General features: G+C 38.1%; 12 protein-coding genes. 1 reads left to right on the forward strand and 11 read right to left on the reverse strand.

Features of this window, described 5'->3' with window-relative positions; translation table 11 throughout:
* Positions 1-95: 95 nt before the first annotated feature.
* The 3 genes from ACFI34_RS09925 to miaE form a co-directional block, all read right to left on the reverse strand.
* Positions 96-2,009 carry a sensor histidine kinase gene (locus tag ACFI34_RS09925; RefSeq protein ID WP_462673359.1) on the reverse strand — a complete coding sequence of 638 codons (1,914 nt, stop codon included), beginning with the start codon at positions 2,007-2,009 and terminating at the stop codon, positions 96-98.
* Complete coding sequence (locus ACFI34_RS09930) at positions 1,996-4,221, reverse strand: EAL domain-containing protein (RefSeq protein ID WP_462673360.1); 2,226 nt, start codon at positions 4,219-4,221, stop codon at positions 1,996-1,998. The genes ACFI34_RS09925 and ACFI34_RS09930 overlap by 14 nt, the downstream gene beginning before the upstream one ends.
* Before the next feature lie 162 nt (positions 4,222-4,383).
* The gene (gene miaE / locus ACFI34_RS09935; RefSeq protein ID WP_462673361.1) at positions 4,384-5,142 is read right to left on the reverse strand and encodes a tRNA isopentenyl-2-thiomethyl-A-37 hydroxylase MiaE; all 759 of its coding nucleotides are present in this window, start codon (positions 5,140-5,142) and stop codon (positions 4,384-4,386) included.
* Positions 5,143-5,347: 205 nt separating this feature from the next.
* Between miaE and ACFI34_RS09940 the strand changes: the two genes are divergently transcribed.
* A complete protein-coding gene (locus ACFI34_RS09940; RefSeq protein WP_462673362.1) occupies positions 5,348-5,947 on the forward strand; it encodes a Yip1 family protein in 600 nt (199 codons plus the stop codon).
* 89 nt (positions 5,948-6,036) lie between these two features.
* On the opposite strand, the gene purF is transcribed toward ACFI34_RS09940, so the two are convergent.
* From purF to ACFI34_RS09980, 8 genes are all read right to left on the reverse strand, one after another.
* Positions 6,037-7,563, reverse strand: a complete 1,527-nt coding sequence (gene purF, locus ACFI34_RS09945; RefSeq protein ID WP_010557197.1) for an amidophosphoribosyltransferase — start codon at positions 7,561-7,563, stop codon at positions 6,037-6,039.
* Between the two features lie 18 nt (positions 7,564-7,581).
* The gene (locus ACFI34_RS09950; protein ID WP_462673363.1) at positions 7,582-8,076 is read right to left on the reverse strand and encodes a CvpA family protein; all 495 of its coding nucleotides are present in this window, start codon (positions 8,074-8,076) and stop codon (positions 7,582-7,584) included.
* Positions 8,077-8,260: 184 nt separating this feature from the next.
* A complete protein-coding gene (locus ACFI34_RS09955) occupies positions 8,261-8,950 on the reverse strand; it encodes an SPOR domain-containing protein (RefSeq protein WP_462673364.1) in 690 nt (229 codons plus the stop codon).
* An 11-nt stretch (positions 8,951-8,961) separates the two neighbouring features.
* The gene (gene folC / locus ACFI34_RS09960) at positions 8,962-10,227 is read right to left on the reverse strand and encodes a bifunctional tetrahydrofolate synthase/dihydrofolate synthase (RefSeq protein WP_462673365.1); all 1,266 of its coding nucleotides are present in this window, start codon (positions 10,225-10,227) and stop codon (positions 8,962-8,964) included.
* Between the two features lie 25 nt (positions 10,228-10,252).
* Entirely contained in the window at positions 10,253-11,128 is an 876-nt protein-coding gene (accD, locus tag ACFI34_RS09965; RefSeq protein ID WP_462673366.1) for an acetyl-CoA carboxylase, carboxyltransferase subunit beta, read from the reverse strand.
* Positions 11,129-11,278: 150 nt separating this feature from the next.
* Positions 11,279-12,073, reverse strand: coding sequence for a tRNA pseudouridine(38-40) synthase TruA (gene truA, locus ACFI34_RS09970; RefSeq protein ID WP_462673367.1), 795 nt, complete (start codon positions 12,071-12,073; stop codon positions 11,279-11,281).
* Positions 12,074-12,228: 155 nt separating this feature from the next.
* The gene (locus ACFI34_RS09975) at positions 12,229-17,673 is read right to left on the reverse strand and encodes a FimV/HubP family polar landmark protein (protein WP_462673368.1); all 5,445 of its coding nucleotides are present in this window, start codon (positions 17,671-17,673) and stop codon (positions 12,229-12,231) included.
* Between the two features lie 348 nt (positions 17,674-18,021).
* Complete coding sequence (locus ACFI34_RS09980) at positions 18,022-19,038, reverse strand: aspartate-semialdehyde dehydrogenase (protein WP_006793896.1); 1,017 nt, start codon at positions 19,036-19,038, stop codon at positions 18,022-18,024.
* Positions 19,039-19,066 lie beyond the last annotated feature (28 nt).

Raw genomic sequence — 19,066 nt, forward strand, 5'->3', positions numbered from 1 at the left:
AAGCCATTTTAAGAGCTTCAAACCGTAAGTCTAGTTCCTTTAAGGCCTTATATAGCATTTAAATAATACGTTAAAAATTAAATGTGGGTACTCACTTAATTTTTAGGCAACGTAATTGTAAATCGAGTTTTAAATTTATCCTCCCATTGAGGATCAGACTCTAAAACCAATTGCCCTTTTAAAATTTTAGTGACCCATTGAGAAACCATATAAAGCCCAAGCCCTATGTTTCCTTTACCGCGCGCTGATGTATAAAAGGGCTCAAAAATAACAGATTGCTGCTGCTGATTTATCCCGCATCCGCTATCTGATACGATAATATTTATATCTTTCTTATCACTTTCCTCAACCTTAATTTCAATCTCACCAAATTGATTTTCTTCAAAAGCGTGATTAAGCGCATTCATTATTAGGTTTTCAATAACCTGTGAAATAATCCCAGGGCGACTTTTAAGCGTGCAGCTATCATTAAAATGGGTTTTAACTTTAACTCTTGATATTTTTAATCGAGAGTTCAGCGTAACCAACAACTCTTTTATAATTGTTTCAATATTACATTCAATAAATTCTTCATTGTTTCTATCAATAGCCATTTTTTTAAAGCTTTTTACAAGCACAGCAGCTTTTTCTAGGTTTACTCTGGCTAAGCCTAAATTATCATCTAAGCTTGATACGCTCTTTTCTAGCAGTGACTTTGTTAAGCCAGTTTTTATACCTTCATTGAGGCGGCTCATCACCGACTCAGCGTTAGTAACAGAAATAATAGCACCGCCAATAGGCGTATTCATCTCATGAGCTACACCCGCAACAAGCATGCCTAATGAAGATAATTTTTGCGCTTCAACAAAGCTATCCTGCAACAGTTGCTGTTGCCTAATAGTATTTGAAAGTTGATTATTGACGGAATCCAGCTCCAACTTTTCAGCGCGTAACTGGTCAAATAAATCTTTTAGCATTTTTGTATAGCAATATTCTCTGTATAAAATAAAGCCACCAATAAACAAAAGAATAATACCGCTAATACCAGCATAACCTAGCGCCGTAAAGTGTATGTTATTCATCAATTTATCTTTACTTTTGATGTAAATATAAATGACTTCAATAAGAGTTTCATTATGCTTTTTTGAAAAAAGTGCGGGCAGCTTATCTAACGAATAAATGTTTGAATCAAAATATCTTACTGTATTTTCTTGTTGGTTTTGCATAGACTCCCAGAGTGATGGGTTATAACTAGCAATTGTTAGCTCTGGCAATCCAAGCATAAACCCCCACTCTTTAGACTTATCATTGTTAAAAAGCCAAAACCCCTCTTTGTTTACAATATTTACCTGATTATTGTCAGAGGAGTAACTTCTAATTCGCTGAAAAAGCGCGGATAAATCAAAGTTAATTATGATTAGCCCATCTACAATATAATCACTTGAGCTAGTGCGGTAGGTTACTCGCATGGTGGGCACATAGGGCTCAACAATTGAACCATGCTCCATGTTTAAATCAATTTTTGATAAAAAGGAATCAGGTGCTTCAATGGCTATTCCTTGCCTAAAGTAATAACGTGACATTTTATTTTGCAGTTCTTTTTGCTTAACAATTTTTGCCTCACCGTTTTTAAAGTCAACTCTAAAACGTTCGTTCCCGGTAATATCAATCCACCGAATTTGCGAAATAATAGGCGATAATAATCCAAAATTAACGAAGTAATCATTTATGCTTCGTATGGATTCTCGGTCTCTAAGCATATACCTGGGTTTATTACCCCTTTTTAGGTTTTTGTTGTCTGCTAAAACTTGCGTTAACTTTTTTATACTGCTTAATTCTTTTACAAATTCCGTTTGCACTAAAGATAATTTATCATCGTGGTTATCTTGAACCATTACTAACCTAGCTTGGTAAACTTGCCAATAAACCAAAACAGCAATTGCGCTAGCGGCAAACACAATAAAGAGTGCTTTTATATAAATATGCTTGTTATTTAAACTTGGTGAGGTTTTATGATCAAACTTTTCCATATTGCTTTAACCATGTTGTTAAGTCGTCAAAAAACAGTGGTTTTGAAAAGTAATACCCTTGTGCAACATCACAGCCTATTTTTTTAACCCAATCACATTGCTCTGACGTTTCAACACCTTCAACAATAATAGAAAAGTCAAATCGTTTGGCTAAGTTTACAATCATTTCAAAAATATATTGGTTATTATCATTGCCATCAATATTATTTAAAAAACACTTGTCTATTTTGAGAGTATTTGCAGGTATTTCTGTTATGTGAGATATAGAAGAATAACCCGTTCCAAAATCATCAATGCTTACTTTAATACCCAGCGCCATAAATTTATCTAACGACTCTCTAATTAAATCGTAATTACTGATCGCTTGAGTTTCAGTAATCTCTAGCTCAAGCATTTCTGGAGGTATATTAGCATCTTTTAACTTATGAAGAATTTTTTTACAGTAATTAGGATCAACTAAATCAAAGGCAGATGCATTAAAAGCGATAGGTAAATTAACACCTATATCACCCAACTTATCAATAATCTGCAGTATTTTATCAAAAACAACGCTATCTAATTCACTAATTAAACCGGCTGTTTCAGCAAGTTCAATAAATACTTCTGGACTTACAAAACTACCGTCTTCTAACTGCCAACGAGCCAATGCTTCAAAGCCCACAGGGGTTAACGTTGCTAACTCCATTTTCGGCTGTAAGGCTACTTGTAAAGTACCAGCACCAATTACTCTTCTTAATCGGGCCATTAAACTATACCGGTTAGTTAATGCTTCTGTTTTTTCTTGGGTATGCTTGATATATTTTAAAGATGCGGTGTGGCTATCACTTAAGCTAGATTCAGCAATGCTTATTATTTTTTCGGGTATAATATTTAAAACAGAACTTAGTGCTAAATCAAGAATTCTCAAATCTGCGTATTGTTTTACAGAGGTAATTACACACTTTTGCCTAATGAGGCTAGCTATCATTTCATCGGTTATATCAAAGCTAGCGTTTATAAGTAATCCAAAGCTGCTGTTATTAATGATGGCAATACGCGCTGAATAACCATCAAAAATAGTCATTAAATTTTTATAAACTTCTTTTAATAGCTTTTGACAAAAATCGTGGCCAAACGAAAATGCTTTTTCTTCAAATTGCTCAACCTCAAAAACTAATAAACGTGTTTGGTACTGCTCGTGCAGGTTCATATTTTTTATTTCACGAGTGAGCCAGTTTCGATTATGCATATTTAACGACACATCGGTATATGCAAGTTCAGTAAGCTTGTTAAGCAGTGCTATATTACTAAAGCCTGTGCTTACATTTTCACTAAATACTTTTAATAAGTATTCATTTTGCTCTGATATTTCATTGTCCGATTGAACAACCGTTATATAGCTTTCCCCTGCTATTTCTTTGTTGCAAAAATAAAATATCGTGTGGTGCTCAGAAAAAATATGTCTTTTTTCATCTAAAGCTCGCTCAAAATCATCGTAAACTGCTTGAATTAAAATATTATTATCAACAAGTGCTCCTTCAGACCCATCAAAACATCCGTTTGCAGTAGAAATATGTGCTCTGATAATTTCGCCATCACTTTGGGTGGAGCACATAATCCCTCCTCCCTCAGTGACGTTTAAAATATTACTGATTTCTTCTAAAACAGCTTTAGAGAAAGATCTCATATCATGTTTACTGTTTATGCTTCTTGAGGCATCTAAAACTAGCTGAAGACCTTTTCTGGCTGAAGATATTTGTGAAATGTATTTCCAAGTGCGTAGGTTGCTTGTAACAATAGATTGTAATTTTTCAGCAGAGACGTCTGATTTATTCCAATACTCGTCTATGTCAAGCGATTTCATTATTTGCTGTTCGGGAGCAAAACCTGGTTGACCTGTAAGTAAAACAATACGCATGTCTGCATTACCAATTACTTCCCTTATTGTGCTAACTAGCCTGAGACCTGAGTCATCATCTTCCATAACAACATCTATAAAAGTGAGCGCTATATCTGGATGCATACTAAGCACTAAAGCTGCTTGTGAAACCGAGTTAGCTGTGAGAACTTCTATTTCATAATCATCCTCTAGTCTCATTTCTTTTAAACTATTGGTTAAAGCATGCTGATAATTTATATCGTCCTCAACAGTGAGCACTTTTATTTTTTTTATTTTTGAGCTGTCTTCTTCAAGCTCCTCATCAAATACAAACAAACTGTTGCTGTCGGACATCCTACACCGCCTATATAAAAAATATACAACTAAATTTAATAGATATAGTTCATAAATTTGTATGTAACTATTTACTTTATATATAGTAGAAGGCGATTTAAGTTTGGTCTAATTTTTAGTGCTTTACCTCATCAGTTACGCAAAAAATAAAGCACTGGGGGGTTATGCTGGAATGCCACTATGAAATTTGAAGTCTTCATCTGCTGATACAATAAGTTCAGCTTCAATTTTACCAAATTCTTTAACCCTTTGCGTAATATCAAAATCGGCAATTTCTTGTGCCAAGGCTAGGTAATCTTGATAATGACGTGCCTCTGAGCGCAGTAGCGAAATATAAAAATCACCTAGACGTTTATCTACATGGGGCGCCAACTTTGCAAAACGCTCACATGAGCGTGCCTCAATGTAAGCACCTACAATTAATTTGTCGACAAGTGCATTTGGCTCGAATGTCTTTACATTTCGTAGCATCCCTTTAGCGTAACGACACGGTGTAATACTTTGGTACTCTACACCATACTCATCCATTATTTCTAAAACCTGGTAAAAGTGATGTAACTCTTCTTTTATGAGCAACACCATTTTGTCAATTAAGTCTTGTCCATAAGGAGAGTTAGACTTGGGAATGATTGATTTAGTAAGCTTGTTTTTTGCAGCTAAATCACGCCAGTTACCTTCACGTTTATAAATAAGTGTTTCAAATGGTTTAAGCCAAGCTAAAAGTGCATCACCGCTTTCTTTATCTACTGCATACTTACGAATTAAAAACATTGCTGACTGAGCTGCTTTTAACTCACAAATTAAGTGATCTATTAAAATAACTGACAGATTTTCTTTTTTGATTGCTTTATCTACCCACTGAGTCGGTGTTTTACACAATAAAAAGTCATGAATAGGCTCTAACAGCTGGCTATGTGACACGTTTAATACTCGTTGCTAATTAAAATTAAAGAACCTGTATTTTAACACGAATTCACGGTTTGATTAAATCAAAGCCAACTTCATTTATTTGTTAAAAATTAGTTAACTTGACTTTGTACACTATGTGGCTCATAACTGTAAATGAACTGTATAAAAAACACACCATAACAAAAACAACAATACCTTCCTAAACGGAGTACACACTATGATATTAAATCACCTATGGGGCTTATACGCTCACCCACTTGAAGAGTGGCAAACAATTGATAACCGACACGAAAGCTTGACTTATAGCTTGTCACACATTTTACTCATTGCTTTGTTCCCATCAATAATGGGTTATTACTCGTCTGTTCACTTGGGTTGGAGCATTGGCACTGGTGGTCTAGTATTTTTAACACATGAGAGCGCGTTATTAATAGCTATAGCCATGTATGCAGCTTTAATTATTGGTGTATTTGCACTTGCCTATTTAGCCCATTGGATGGCCGTTACTTTTGGCTCTAAGCCCACCTTTACTCAAACGCTTGAATTAGCGGCTTACACAGCAACACCGGTATTTATGTCTGCGCTTGCCGCTTTTTGGCCTGTGCTCTGGTTTGTTGTATGTGCTGGTATTGTTGCACTTGCCTACTCGGTTTATTTACTTTACACCGGCGTACCTATACTCATGCACATACCTGAAGAACGCGGTTTTATTTATGCAAGCTCGGTAGTTACCTGCGGGCTTATCTTATTAGTCATCATATTAGCTGCCACTGCGATTCTTTGGACAAATGGCATTGTAAGCCCCATGTTCACATAATAAATTTTAAGTAGGTCGATTAAGTAATTTTCAACCAACAAAAAAGGAGCTAATTAGCTCCTTTTCTAAAATAAAAATATTCGAAAGTATTAATCAGTCTCGTTTTCTTCTTGGTTATGTATCTCTAACCCTGATGACATCGCTGTTTCGCGTGTACTTTTAGCTGTATCATTTCTCAGTTTATCTATTCGGTTTAAGTAGTTTTGATCTATATCGCCTGTTATATATTGCCCGTCAAACACAGAAGTTTCAAATTGAGTTATTTCTGGATTTTCTTGGCTTACAGCGGCCATTAGATCTGTTAATGACTGAAAAATCAATCCGTCAGAACCAATACTTGCGTTTATATCTTCAACCTCACGGCCATGAGCAATAAGTTCAGCTGCCGATGGCATATCTATACCATAAACATTTGGAAAGCGTATTTCAGGAGCTGCTGAGGCAAAGTATACGTTTTTAGCACCAGACTCTCGCGCCATTTCCACAATTTGCGCTGATGTGGTACCACGCACTATTGAGTCGTCAACAAGTAACACATTTTTACCTTTAAATTCACGATCAATTGCGTTTAGCTTTTGACGCACTGACTTTTTACGCATTTCTTGACCAGGCATAATAAACGTACGACCAATGTAACGGTTTTTAACAAAGCCTTGGCGGTACGGTAAATCAAGTACGCGAGCAATTTCAAGCGCGACATCACACGAAGTTTCTGGAATAGGAATGACAACATCAATGTCTTTATCTGCCCACTCACGTGCTATTTTTTCACCCAGTTTGGTACCCATGTTTACGCGTGTTGCATAAACCGACATTCTGTCTATTGTTGAGTCTGGACGAGCAAAATAAACAAATTCAAAAATACAAGGCGAGTAAGACACTTTATCTGCACAATTTAATGAGTGAAACTGTCCATCTTCCGTCACAAAAATAGCTTCACCTGGGGCTACATCGCGAATAAACTCAAAGCCATCAGGTTTTAGTGCCACACTCTCTGAGGCAAACATGTACTCTGTGCCTTTTTCAGTCTCGCGTTTACCAAAAACAAGAGGGCGAATACCGTTAGGATCACGAAACGCTACAACGCCGTGACCAATAATCATGGCAATGGCTGCATAGCCACCCGTTACTTTTTTGTTTACCTCAGCAACGGCTGTAAACACATCTTCAGGGTCTAGGTGCAACTTGTCTGAGCGACTAAGCTCATGTGCCATAATATTCAGCAATATCTCAGAATCAGACGTTGTATTAACATGTCGACGTGCTTCTGAAAATAACTGTTCTTTTAGTTCTTCAGCATTTGTAAGGTTTCCATTATGCGCAAGGGCGATACCAAATGGTGAGTTTACATAAAAAGGCTGTGCCTCAGATGAACTAGAAGAGCCTGCTGTTGGATAACGTACATGGCCAATACCAATGGTACCTTGTAGTCGTTTCATGTGACGTGTGTGAAATACATCTTTCACTAGGCCGTTTGCTTTACGTAAGCTAAACGTATTATTTTCAATGGTAATTATTCCCGCGGCGTCTTGCCCACGATGCTGCAAAACAGTTAAGCCATCATATATCGCCTGATTCACAGGAGACGTTCCGACTATTCCAACGATACCACACATGTAATTTATCCTCGCCGATTAACGGTTTACTGAATTTAAAAAGCTGGAGTTGTTTTCAAGGTACGAAAAAAACCATTCAACAACAAAGCCAAATTCTGGAATCAAAATAGAATTACCCCACCAGTGCGTATTAGGTGCACCAGTAAAAGCATCAAGAAAGAAGAGTAACGCGCTCACGACCAACACGCCTCGTAGAGCACCAAACACTATGCCAAAGACACGGTCAGTACCCGATAAGCCAGTACGAAGTACAAGCTGACCTAAAATATAGTTTAGTAAACCGCCTAACAGGAGCGTCGCAAAGAAGAGTATGGCAATGGCCGCCGCATTTCTTAAAAGGGGTTCAGAAATGCTTGTTAGGAAGGAAGCTAAATATTGGTAAAATAAACTTGAGATGATAAACGCGCCTGCCCATACCGCTAATGACATAGCTTCTTTTACAAAGCCGCGTATTAAACCGATGATGGTAGACAGTGCAATGATGCCAATAATGGCGTAATCAACCCAGATCATAATAACCAATTAGTCGCTATTTTGGGGCGCATTCTATACCCAAACATCCTCAGTATGCAAGTTTAAACGGGAGATAACCGCAGCCAACCTGAAACATTTAATTAACATTTTGACAGTTAATAAATTGGCCTAAGTAATTGTGTAACATCAAAGAAAAAGGCCTTATTGTTTAAGGCCTTTTTAATTAGTTAGTTACTTCGTATTGGGTTATTTTACCGTTAAGCTTAGTAAGCTTTTTAAGTTCTGGTAATTGCTTTTCCAACTCAGTTTTATCAAGTGACGGACCAACAAATACTTTTGTTAGCGTTCCGTTGGGTGTTTTTATAGGTTTAGTAAACGTATTAAACCCTTTTGAAGTTAATTTAGCCTGTAATGCTTTAACATTTGCAGCATGAGAAAAACTACCTAACTGCACCACATAGGCCATATCAGTTAGGTTTTCATCACTTTTACGCGGCGTAATAGGCTTAGGTGCCTCTTTAACTACTTTTTCGGGAACCTTAGTCTCTTCTTTCGCTTTAGCAACTTGCGGTTCAGCAATATCAGTGTTTGTAGCTTTCGGTATGACTGACGCTTCAACTATTTTCTCTTCGCTAGCAAAGTTGCTTTGTGAAATAGTATCGTCTTGCTCTAAAACGTCATCATCAGGAGAAATATCTTCAATGTTATCTTGCTTTAACGGCTCAGCTATAGCTACTTGATCATTAATTGAGTCTTGCAAGTCAATCGTTTTGAACTCAGGTCGCTCTGGGATCGCTTTAAAGCCTTCCTTGTAATGCACTTTTTCGCCATCAAGTATGTTTGGGATAAACACAATCGCTGCGATCACCACAATACTTGTTCCAACTAAGCGATTTATAAAACTTGAGTTCACCGATATCCTCTCTATTTTTTAAAATAATTAATAGCATCTGCTACTGTAAAAAATGAACCAAATACAATTAAAATAACATTGTCTTGTTGCTTAGGTAAAATAACACTCAGTGCTCGTTCAACGCTTTCAAAGCTTTGTACCTTGTCGTGAGTAGATACGCTTTGTAGAGCTTCTTTTAAGTTATTAGCACTATCACCACGAGGGCCGCCTAAGCTAGCAAGAAACCAATCATCAACAAGATGGCTTAGCTCTTTGAGCACCGCTGCTTTATCTTTATCAGCAAGCATAGCGGCTAATGCGTGAACTTTAAAGCCTTTATCTTTGTAACTTAATAACTTATTGGCTAAATAGCGAGCTGATTCTGGATTGTGAGCGACGTCTGTAAATACCAATGGCTCTGTGCTTAATTGTTCAAAACGCCCTTCCACCACCAAGTTAGCTAAGCAATTCTTTATTACATCAATATTTGGTAATAAATTTAAAACGCTTAAAACTGTTAGAGCAGTCGCTGCATTTTGCGCGGGTATTGCAGGTTTATTGAGTGTAAGGTTATGTTTTTCAAACTGCCAACTAAACGTTTTGTGATGCTCTTTAAATATAAAGTCAGTACCTGATAATGTCATGTTGGCACTGATCTCGTTACCGTAATCAATCATTGTATGCGGGATACATAAGTCCCCAATGATAGCGGGGGTATCTTTGCGGAATATACCCGCTTTATCGTACGCCACCAACTCTCGGGTATCGCCGAGGTATTCTTTGTGGTCTAAATCGATGGTTGTAATCACACTGGCGTATGGTGTTACTATATTTGTTGCATCAAAACGCCCGCCTAAACCAACTTCTAATAATACATAATCTACTTCAAAGCGCTTAAAAAGAGCAAGTGCCCCCAACGTACCGTACTCAAAATACGTAAGCGGTGTGCTACCCCGGCCTTGCTCTAGCGTATTGAAGGCATCAACATGGTATTGATCATCAAGCTCTTGACCATTTATGCGAACACGTTCGTTATAGCGAATTAAATGAGGAGAGGCGTAAGTACCTACGCTGTAACCTTGCGCAAGTAGTAGTGATTCTAAACAGCGCGCAGTCGTGCCTTTGCCGTTTGTGCCGCCAATAAGAATAATTTTACTGGAAGTATTTAATAAGCCAATGTTGTTGGCAACAGCGGCAACGCGTTCAAGCCCCATTTCAATATTTGCAGGGTGAACACTCTCTAAATAACAAAGCCAATCATCAAGGCTTGATGATTGGCTAGGAATTGTATTTGTCATAGCGTGTAATCAGTAAAGCTGAAATTTACGCTACTCTATGCTCTTGTTCGGTAGAAGGCAAGTTCATAAATTTAGCAAGCACACGAGCTAACGTATCACGCATTTCACGGCGGTCAACAATCATGTCTATTGCACCGTGCTCTAGTAAAAACTCACTACGCTGAAAACCTTCTGGTAAAGTTTCGCGTACTGTTTGTTCTATTACTCGCGGGCCAGCAAAGCCAATTAAGGCTTTTGGTTCAGCAACGTTAATATCACCAAGCATTGCTAATGAAGCCGATACACCACCCATTGTTGGGTCGGTCATTACCGAAATAAATGGCAATCCTTTTTCGCTCATTCTAGCAAGTGCAGCACTGGTTTTGGCCATTTGCATAAGCGACATAAGGGCCTCTTGCATACGTGCACCACCTGAGGCAGAAAAACACACTAATGGCATATTGTGCTCTAAACATTGATCTACGGCATCAACAAACCGTGCGCCTACCACCGAAGCCATTGAACCACCCATAAATGAGAACTCAAAAGCAACTGCCGCCACAGGAATACCTTTTAAGCGGCCCTTCATTGCAACTAGCGCGTCTTTTTCACCACTTGATTTTTGGGCTGCGCTAATACGGTCTGAGTATTTTTTAGAGTCTTTAAACTTTAATACATCTTTAGGCTCATGCTCAGTGCCAAGCTCCGTGCGGTCACCTTCATCTAAAAAGTGCTCTAAACGTTTACGGCCGCTCACACGCATGTGATGGTCGCATTTAGGACATACGTTTAATGATTTTTCTAGTTCAGCTTTATATAAAATTGAATCGCAAGCTGTACATTTAGCCCAAACGCCTTCTGGAATTTCTTTACGACCTGACGACTTAGTCGTTTTAGGTAAGATTTTTTCTAACCAACTCATTTGCAACTCTCTTAATGCTGTTCTGTGTCGCGAGCCTGCTAATAAGTAGCAGACAGATTTTTTCAATTAAAACATGAATTACACAAACACGGTATAAAAAACTGGTCTTAGTAGTTAGAGGAAATTAAATTTAGCGATTAATAATTCTAACTAAATATCAACATCAGGTAAAAATAATGGCCCTAGTGGGGTTTTAGGAATATTAAACTGCTCTGGGTAATCAACATCGACTAAATACAAACCAGCGGCTTTAGCTGTTGCACTCGCTTTTGCACGCTCTTTAACATCTAATAGTTCTTTTAACCATATAGGTTGGTGCTTGTATAGACCTATATCCATTAAGCAACCGGTTATATTGCGCACCATATGATGCAAAAATGCATTTGCCTTAATATCAATTACAACGTAATCACCTTGGCGCTGAACAGATAAGTGATGAATTGTACGTTTAGCGGTATTAGCTTGGCAGTGTAATGCTCTGAATGATGTAAAGTCATGCTCACCAATTAAATGCTGACATGCCTCTTGCATCACCTTTTCATCTAGCTTGTGATGGAAATGAGTAACACCTTCGTTCATAACAGCTCCACGGTATGGGTAGTTATAAATAACGTAACGATACCTTCTTGCAGTTGCACTAAAACGTGCATGAAAGTCTTCTACAACAGGCTGAGCAAATCGAATAGCAATATCTTTAGGTAGCAAAGTGTTCATACCCATAGTAAACGCGACCATTTCACGAGATGCATTGGTTTCAAAATGAACAACTTGGCCTGTTCCATGCACTCCTGCGTCAGTTCGCCCTGCACACACAATTTCAACTGGGTGGTTACAGATACTCGACAGCGCCTTTTCTACTTCTTGTTGTACGCTATTTACGTGCGATTGACGCTGCCAACCACTATAACGTGCACCATTATATTCAACCCCAAGTGCTACTCGCATATTTATCGTTTTACCTACTGTACTAATTAACGGCGCATTTTATGCTATATAGCGGCGCAATAAAAGCGACCGTGATGTAATCATATAAAAACAATAAAAAACCCATAATCAGCATCACCAATTATGGGTTTATCGTATTTAAATTAACACAAAAGCTATTGTTGTAATTTTGCTTGCAAACTAAGCGCTTCTTCCTGAACTTCTTCAGGCCCTTTTGCTATTACGTCTTCAATCACTTTAAGCGCGGAATCGAAGTCGTCAATTTCAATATAGGCACGTGCTAAATCTAACTTAGCGGAGTAACCTCCACTCTCGGCATCAACGTCTGTTGGGTTATCACCTGCAAGCAATGCATCAAACTCACTTAAACCCAAATCTATATTTACATCGTTGTAAGGCTCATGATCAAGTTCAGCATCGTCGCTTTGCTCAAGTAATGAGTCAATATCTACAAAATCATCTTCACCTAAAGGTTTTGCGTCTTTAGCTTCAGGGACTGGCTCTTTATGATTAAACACTTCTTCATTAACTAAGTCTTCTTTCAATAAAGAATCAAAGTCAACATCAAACTCGCTGCTATCTTCTATAGCAAGTTCATCGGGAGCGGCTAACTCATTGAGCAATGAATCGAAATCGGTTTCACTTAAATCAGCCATAAATTCATCATCAAGTGCTTCATCTGATACAAGGTTAGTATCAGCCTGTGAGTCAACTTGAGTTAGTTCAGCTTCACGATCAACATTAGTTTGTTCATTTATTTCATCGTCCGATTCACTTATAAATGCTGGGTTGTCTAGCCCAACGCTGCTATCAGGCGCTAAAGAGTCCGCATCAGCGTTATTCGACTCTGTGAGTAAATCATCAAGTGTGTCATCGTTTAAGTCGTTAAGATTGTCGAACTCACCATCCAGTTCATTAAATTCATCAATTAACAGGTCGTCATTAAAGTTAGTTACCGCGCTGTCTATATCATCTTCAGCTGAATTTTGATTATCAGCTTCGTTGTCATTAAGCTCTGGAGTTAACGCATCGTGACTGGTTATTTCACTATTATCTTCACCTGAACCTGAGAAATCAGTACCATTACTCGGTCTATTAGGAAGTAGCTCTTCAACTTCTTCTGATGAAACAGCATCATCGTTAACTTGAGCAATTGATCCCTCAACCTCGTCATTGATTTCAAGCTCAGAATCTAGTTCATCTAGTTCATCTAGTTCATCTAGTTCATCTAGTTCATCTAGTTCATCTAGTTCATCTAGTTCATCTAGTTCATCATCAACAGTTTGCTCGATGCCTAAATCAGATGATTCAATCTCTTCACTATTAGGTAAATCAGCGCCTGTTTCTGCTAAATCGTTTTGTGAATATTCAAGGTTTTCGTCTAAAATTTGGCTTTCATCAGTAGCTTCAGGCGCTGATACTTCAGTCTCGTCATTAGCTTCTAGCACTAACTCTGATTCATCAAACTCATTATCAATTAATGGTTCATTATCAAAGTCATCCTCTAGGCTATCTAAATCAAAATTTGATGAAAGTGCTTGCGATAGTTCTTGCTCTGTTTGGCTTGGTGATAATTCTGGTTCATGCTCAATGTCGACTTCCTGAGCAATCGCACTGCCGCCATCATCTAAATCTTGTTCAAATTCTTTAGTATCCGTTCTCTCTATGTCGTTTTGGGGCGTTTCTAAAACTTGCTCTTCAACGCCTTCGACACCCACTGAATCAAACTCTAAATCAGCGCCTAGTAATGAATCTTCGCCAGTATCCTCTGGGACTAAAACGTTGGCTTCTTCATTAATTTCAGGCTCTAAATTTGATTCATCGAACTCGCTATCAATTAATGGCTCATCATCAAAATCATCTTCTAAGCTATCTAAATCAATATTTGATGAGAGCGCTTGCGATAGTTCTTGCTCTGTTTGACTTGGTGGTAGTTCTGGCTCTAGGCTTGCATCTAAAGTTTCATCAATTGTGGTATCACTAACAACTTCATCTAAATTTAATCCATCTAGCTCTTCGTCGTTATCAGTATCACCATCTGGCGTCTCTGAAACAAGCTCCTCAAAGTCTTCTGCATTGACAGAATCAAGTTCTAGGTCGGCGCCTAACCCTGCTAAATCAACCTGTGAATCATCAAAGTTCTCTTGCGATAACAATGCTTCATCTGTAATTTCTGGTAGTGGTTCTTCACTTTCTGAATTAGTATCAAGTCCTGAATCTGACTGTTCAAACTCACTATCGATTAACGGCTCATCGTCAAAGTCATCTTCTAGGCTATTTAAATCAATACTTGATGAGAGCGCTTGTGATAATTCTTGCTCTGTTTGACTTGGTGATAGTTCTGAATCAAGTTCTTCATCAGCCAGCACATCGATATCATTATCCGAAAAATCTGCAACATCTTTTGCAAACTCTCCGTCATCATCTAATTCATTATGCTCTTCTTCTGTCGCGAATTCTTCAGCATCGCCTACCGCCAATAGCTCATTGTCATCAATTATTGGGGCTTCATCAAAATCAGCAGTGGCATGGGGCTCATCATCAAGTTCCTCGTCAAAGTTACTCAAGTCTGCGCCCTTAGAAATAGAGTCAGCTAAATCTTTTTCTGTTTGACTAACAACATTTTCACCTTCATTGCTAGAAGACTCTTGCGTTTCAGCCCCTTGATCTTCAGCTATTTCTAACTCAGGGTAATCGTCTAACTCTTCACTAGGCGTTATTGATTCTGTTTCTAGTAATTCATCCTCAAGGGATAAATCAGAATCTGTGTCTTCTGCTAATGGATCATCACCTAAATCAACTTCAACCTCTTCAATTTCATCGTCCAGATCATCAAGTGTCCAATCAGGGCTTTCTATGTATTCTGAGTCTTCTGGTTGTTGTAACTCATTTAAGAGTTCGTCTACACTTTGCAACGCATCATCGTTATATTCATCTAGTAAATCTTCTGGATCTAAAAGCGTGTCTGATGTGTCTGTAAAATCATCGGCACCAAAGTCTTCAAGCACTTCTTTAGGCTCTAGGTTTTCTTCAAGCTCTGGCTCTTCTGCAAGCTCTGGCTCTTCTTCAAGCTCTGGCTCTTCTTCAAGCTCTGGCTCTTCTTCAAGTTCTGGCTCTTCTGCAAGCTCTGGCTCTTCTTCAAGCTCTGGCTCTTCTTCAAGCTCTGGCTCTTCTTCAAGTTCTGGCTCTTCTTCAAGTTCTGGCTCTTCTGCAAACTCTGGCTCTTCGTCAGACTCATTCTCCGATTCAGATTCATCAATTAAAGCTGAAGCTAAAGATTCAACATCATCAACATTTAACTCTTCTTGCGCATCAGCTAAATCATCGACAGAACCGGCCAAAGCAGTATCAATGTCATCTCTTTCTTCTACTAAATTGTCTGTTAGTGTTTCATTAGCTGAATCGTCATCCGCTTCATCAATTAAGCTGTCGATATCATCTAAATCAAAGTCATCACTTTCTTCGACTAACGACTCTGTTGGCATTTCATCTGCTGAATCGTCATCCGCTTCATCAATTAAGCTGTCGATATCATCTAAATCAAAGTCATCGCTTTCTTTGACTAACTCATCAGTTTGCGTTTCATTAGCTGAATCATCACTTGCTTCATCAATTAAGCTATCGATATCGTCCAAATCGAAGTCATCGCTTTCTTCGACTAACTCATCAGTTTGCGTTTCATTAGCTGAATCATCATTTGCTTCATCAATTAAGCTATCGATATCGTCCAAATCAAAGTCATCGCTTTCTTCAACTAACTCATCAGTTTGCGCTTCATTAGCTGAATCATCATTTGCTTCATCAATTAAGCTGTCGATATCGTCTAAATCAAAGTCATCGCTTTCTTCAACTAACTCATCAGTTTGCGTTTCATTAGCTGAATCATCATTTGCTTCATCAATTAAGCTGTCGATATCGTCTAAATCAAAGTCATCGCTTTCTTCAACTAACGACTCTGTTGGCGTTTCATTAGCTGAACCTTCATTTGCTTCATCAATTAAGCTATCGATATCGTCCAAATCGAAGTCATCGCTTTCTTCGACTAACGACTCTGTTGGCGCTTCATCAGCTGAACCTTCATTTGCTTCATCAATTAAGCTGTCGATATCGTCTAAGTCAAAATCATCACTTTCTTCAGAAGTTTTATCGGATGTGTCTACTGGTTCGGCACTCGTTTGATCAAGTAAATCATCGATATCAAAATCATCGGTCGCAAGCTCTTCGCTCAATGCTGCCATTTCATCGTTAGATTCTAAACTATCATTTTGTGGCTCTTTTTCTGCAGGTGAATCAAACTCAGGTAAGCTGTCATCTTCGTCAAATAGGCTATCTAAGTCATCATTACTTAAAATATCATCAGTGCCAGACGGTTCTTGGTCTAAATCTAAATCAATATCGTCCAAGCTATCATCAGCACTGTCGTCAAATCCTTGTTGCGTGAAAATATCGACTTCATCGTCTTCGTCACTTTCATCATCAAAAACAATATCGTCGCTAAGGAGGCCTTCTAACTCGTCTTGATCAAGTAAGTTATCCGAATCATCAAGTTCGTCTGAATCATCTTCTAATAAATCATCATCTGGAAGCATGCCACCTTCGAGGTGATCATCTAATTGAACGCTCAAGTCATCCAATGGATCTGGAATGATTGGGTCATCAAGTGGATCAGTTGCTAAGTCATCCTCACTAGAATAAGTTGGAGTTTGCGGTAAAAATTCATCATCTGCTTGAGGCTCTTCTTGATTACCTTTTCTTTTGCGAAGAAACATAACAATCGCAAAGACAATCAATAATCCGGGAATGAACATTAACAGCCCAAGCACGATAGGGTTTGACAACAAGGCTAATAAGTCAAAACTGCTTTGAGGTTCAGCCTCTTTAGCTTTTTGTTGGGCAATTATTTCATTTTGTTTAAGTATTAATTCCTTTAGCTGCAGCTGTATTTCACTATCTTGCCCTAATTGTTGACGAACATTTTCGAGCTCTTTAGAAATTCCAGTCAGCTGTTTTTTTAGGTTATTATTTTCAACTAAAATCTCTTCAACATTTGTTACTGAACTTTTAAACTGTTGCTGTAACTCAACTAATTTATTAGTTTGGTCTGTTTTTATTTCTTTTATTTCTTTTTGTAACTCTTTTTTGGCGTCGTCTACATCAACTTTACGCGCTTGTGTAACTTGTGTTTGAGCTGATGTTATTTCAGTTTGTGTAAGTGTTCCGTTTTTTTTCTTTTCCCATAACTCGTCATCTTGCTCAGAACGCTGCCTAGCTAGTTGAGTATTCACACGTCTAATTTCAGATAAAGTGGGTATTTTTAAATAGGCCCCACTTCGCATATGATTGAGGTTTTGATCTAAAAATGAGTCAGGGTTTTTGTTATACAAGGCCTGCATAACTTGATAAATACTTACAGAGTTATCTGGACGCACTTTTACGGCTATGCGCCAAAGTGTATCGGTGGGTTTAATCGGACCAATAGACCGCCCTTGAGCACCATAGTCAACGCCTTTAGGCCCCTTTAATTGGGTACTATCTTGTGTATATACAGGCGTTACTACCAGTGCAGACGCTAATATTATAAGTATAGCCAAACCGCGCATGCTGATCCTTTAATGTCTAAATGTTACAAAGCACTCTCAAATAGGTGCGTAAACATTGATTACTCTTGCCTTATCAGCCAAATGACTGACTCACATTTGTTATTACAATCTATTTTTGTTGCAAGCTCTATTCCAATTACAAACTATAAACCACTTAGGGCACAATATCCATTGCAACACATTGAAAAGAAATGCCTTAACAACACATTTTTAATATTAATTTATTGAGTATTATCAGTAACTTTATTAAATATTATAAAAAACGGCAAAAAAGTGGCACTCTATTTAAACAAAAAGCGGCAAACACATAGTGCTTACCGCTTTTAAAGAGTGCTTAACATTTAAATGTTACATATAATTTTCTATTAACTCTTCAGCTATTTGAACACTATTGGTTGCAGCACCTTTGCGGGTATTATCACTAACAACCCACATATTTAAGCCATGAGGGTGTGAAATATCAGCGCGCAAACGGCCAACATACACAGTATCGTTACCGCTGGCATCGGAAACCGCTGTTGGATAATCACCTTCATCGTCAATTAGCTCAACACCTGGCGCATCATTTAGCAGCTGTTTGACGTGTTCAAAGTCATATTGCATACGTGTTTCAATATTGATAGATTCAGAATGGCCAAAAAACACTGGAACACGCACACATGTTGGGTTTATGGCAATTGTTGTGTCGCCCAATATTTTGTGCGTTTCGTTTACCATTTTCATTTCTTCGCGGGTATAACCGTTATCTTCAAAGCTATCTATTTGCGGAATAACATTAAAGGCTATTTGCTTAGGAAATATCTCATTATCCATTGGACGTGCATTCATCAAGTTAGCTGTTTGCTTTGCTAACTCATCAACAGCTTCTTTCCCAGCCCCTGATACCGCTTGGTAAGTTGATACATTTATTCTATCAATACCATACGCGTCGTAAATTGGCTTTAGTGCCAACATCATTTGAATAGTCGAACAATTTGGGTTTGCAATAATATTACGATTTCTAAAGTCGGCAAGACTTGAGGCGTTTACTTCCGGTACGACAAGTGGAATTTCAAAATCATTTCTAAAATGTGAAGTATTATCGATGACTATACACCCTGCGTCTGCTGCAATTGGGGCATATTTTTCTGAGACGCTGCCACCGGCAGAAAACAATCCAATATGTGCTTGGCTAAAATCAAAGCCTTCAACGTCTTGTACTTCAATTGTCTCACCACGAAACTTAATATCTTCACCTGCACTGCGGCTGCTCGCAAGCAAAAATAGCTGATCAACCGGAAATTTACGATCTGCTAATGTTTCGATAATTTGACGCCCTACTAAACCAGTAGCACCAAGTACGGCAACGTTATATTTTTGCGACATATTTTTTCCTTTTTAAACGATATTAAAA

It is taken from the genome of Pseudoalteromonas sp. PSi26 (assembly GCF_054960575.1).

Excerpts from the sequence above, each read along its gene's own strand:
- ACFI34_RS09975 (WP_462673368.1), bottom strand. The coding sequence starts at position 17,673 with ATGCGCGGTTTGGCTATACTTATAATATTAGCGTCTGCACTGGTAGTA.
- ACFI34_RS09950 (WP_462673363.1), bottom strand. The coding sequence starts at position 8,076 with ATGATCTGGGTTGATTACGCCATTATTGGCATCATTGCACTGTCTACC.
- ACFI34_RS09925 (WP_462673359.1), bottom strand. The coding sequence starts at position 2,009 with ATGGAAAAGTTTGATCATAAAACCTCACCAAGTTTAAATAACAAGCAT.
- truA (WP_462673367.1), bottom strand. The coding sequence starts at position 12,073 with ATGCGAGTAGCACTTGGGGTTGAATATAATGGTGCACGTTATAGTGGT.
- ACFI34_RS09980 (WP_006793896.1), bottom strand. The coding sequence starts at position 19,038 with ATGTCGCAAAAATATAACGTTGCCGTACTTGGTGCTACTGGTTTAGTA.
- ACFI34_RS09930 (WP_462673360.1), bottom strand. The coding sequence starts at position 4,221 with ATGTCCGACAGCAACAGTTTGTTTGTATTTGATGAGGAGCTTGAAGAA.
- accD (WP_462673366.1), bottom strand. The coding sequence starts at position 11,128 with ATGAGTTGGTTAGAAAAAATCTTACCTAAAACGACTAAGTCGTCAGGT.
- purF (WP_010557197.1), bottom strand. The coding sequence starts at position 7,563 with ATGTGTGGTATCGTTGGAATAGTCGGAACGTCTCCTGTGAATCAGGCG.
- folC (WP_462673365.1), bottom strand. The coding sequence starts at position 10,227 with ATGACAAATACAATTCCTAGCCAATCATCAAGCCTTGATGATTGGCTT.
- ACFI34_RS09940 (WP_462673362.1), top strand. The coding sequence starts at position 5,348 with ATGATATTAAATCACCTATGGGGCTTATACGCTCACCCACTTGAAGAG.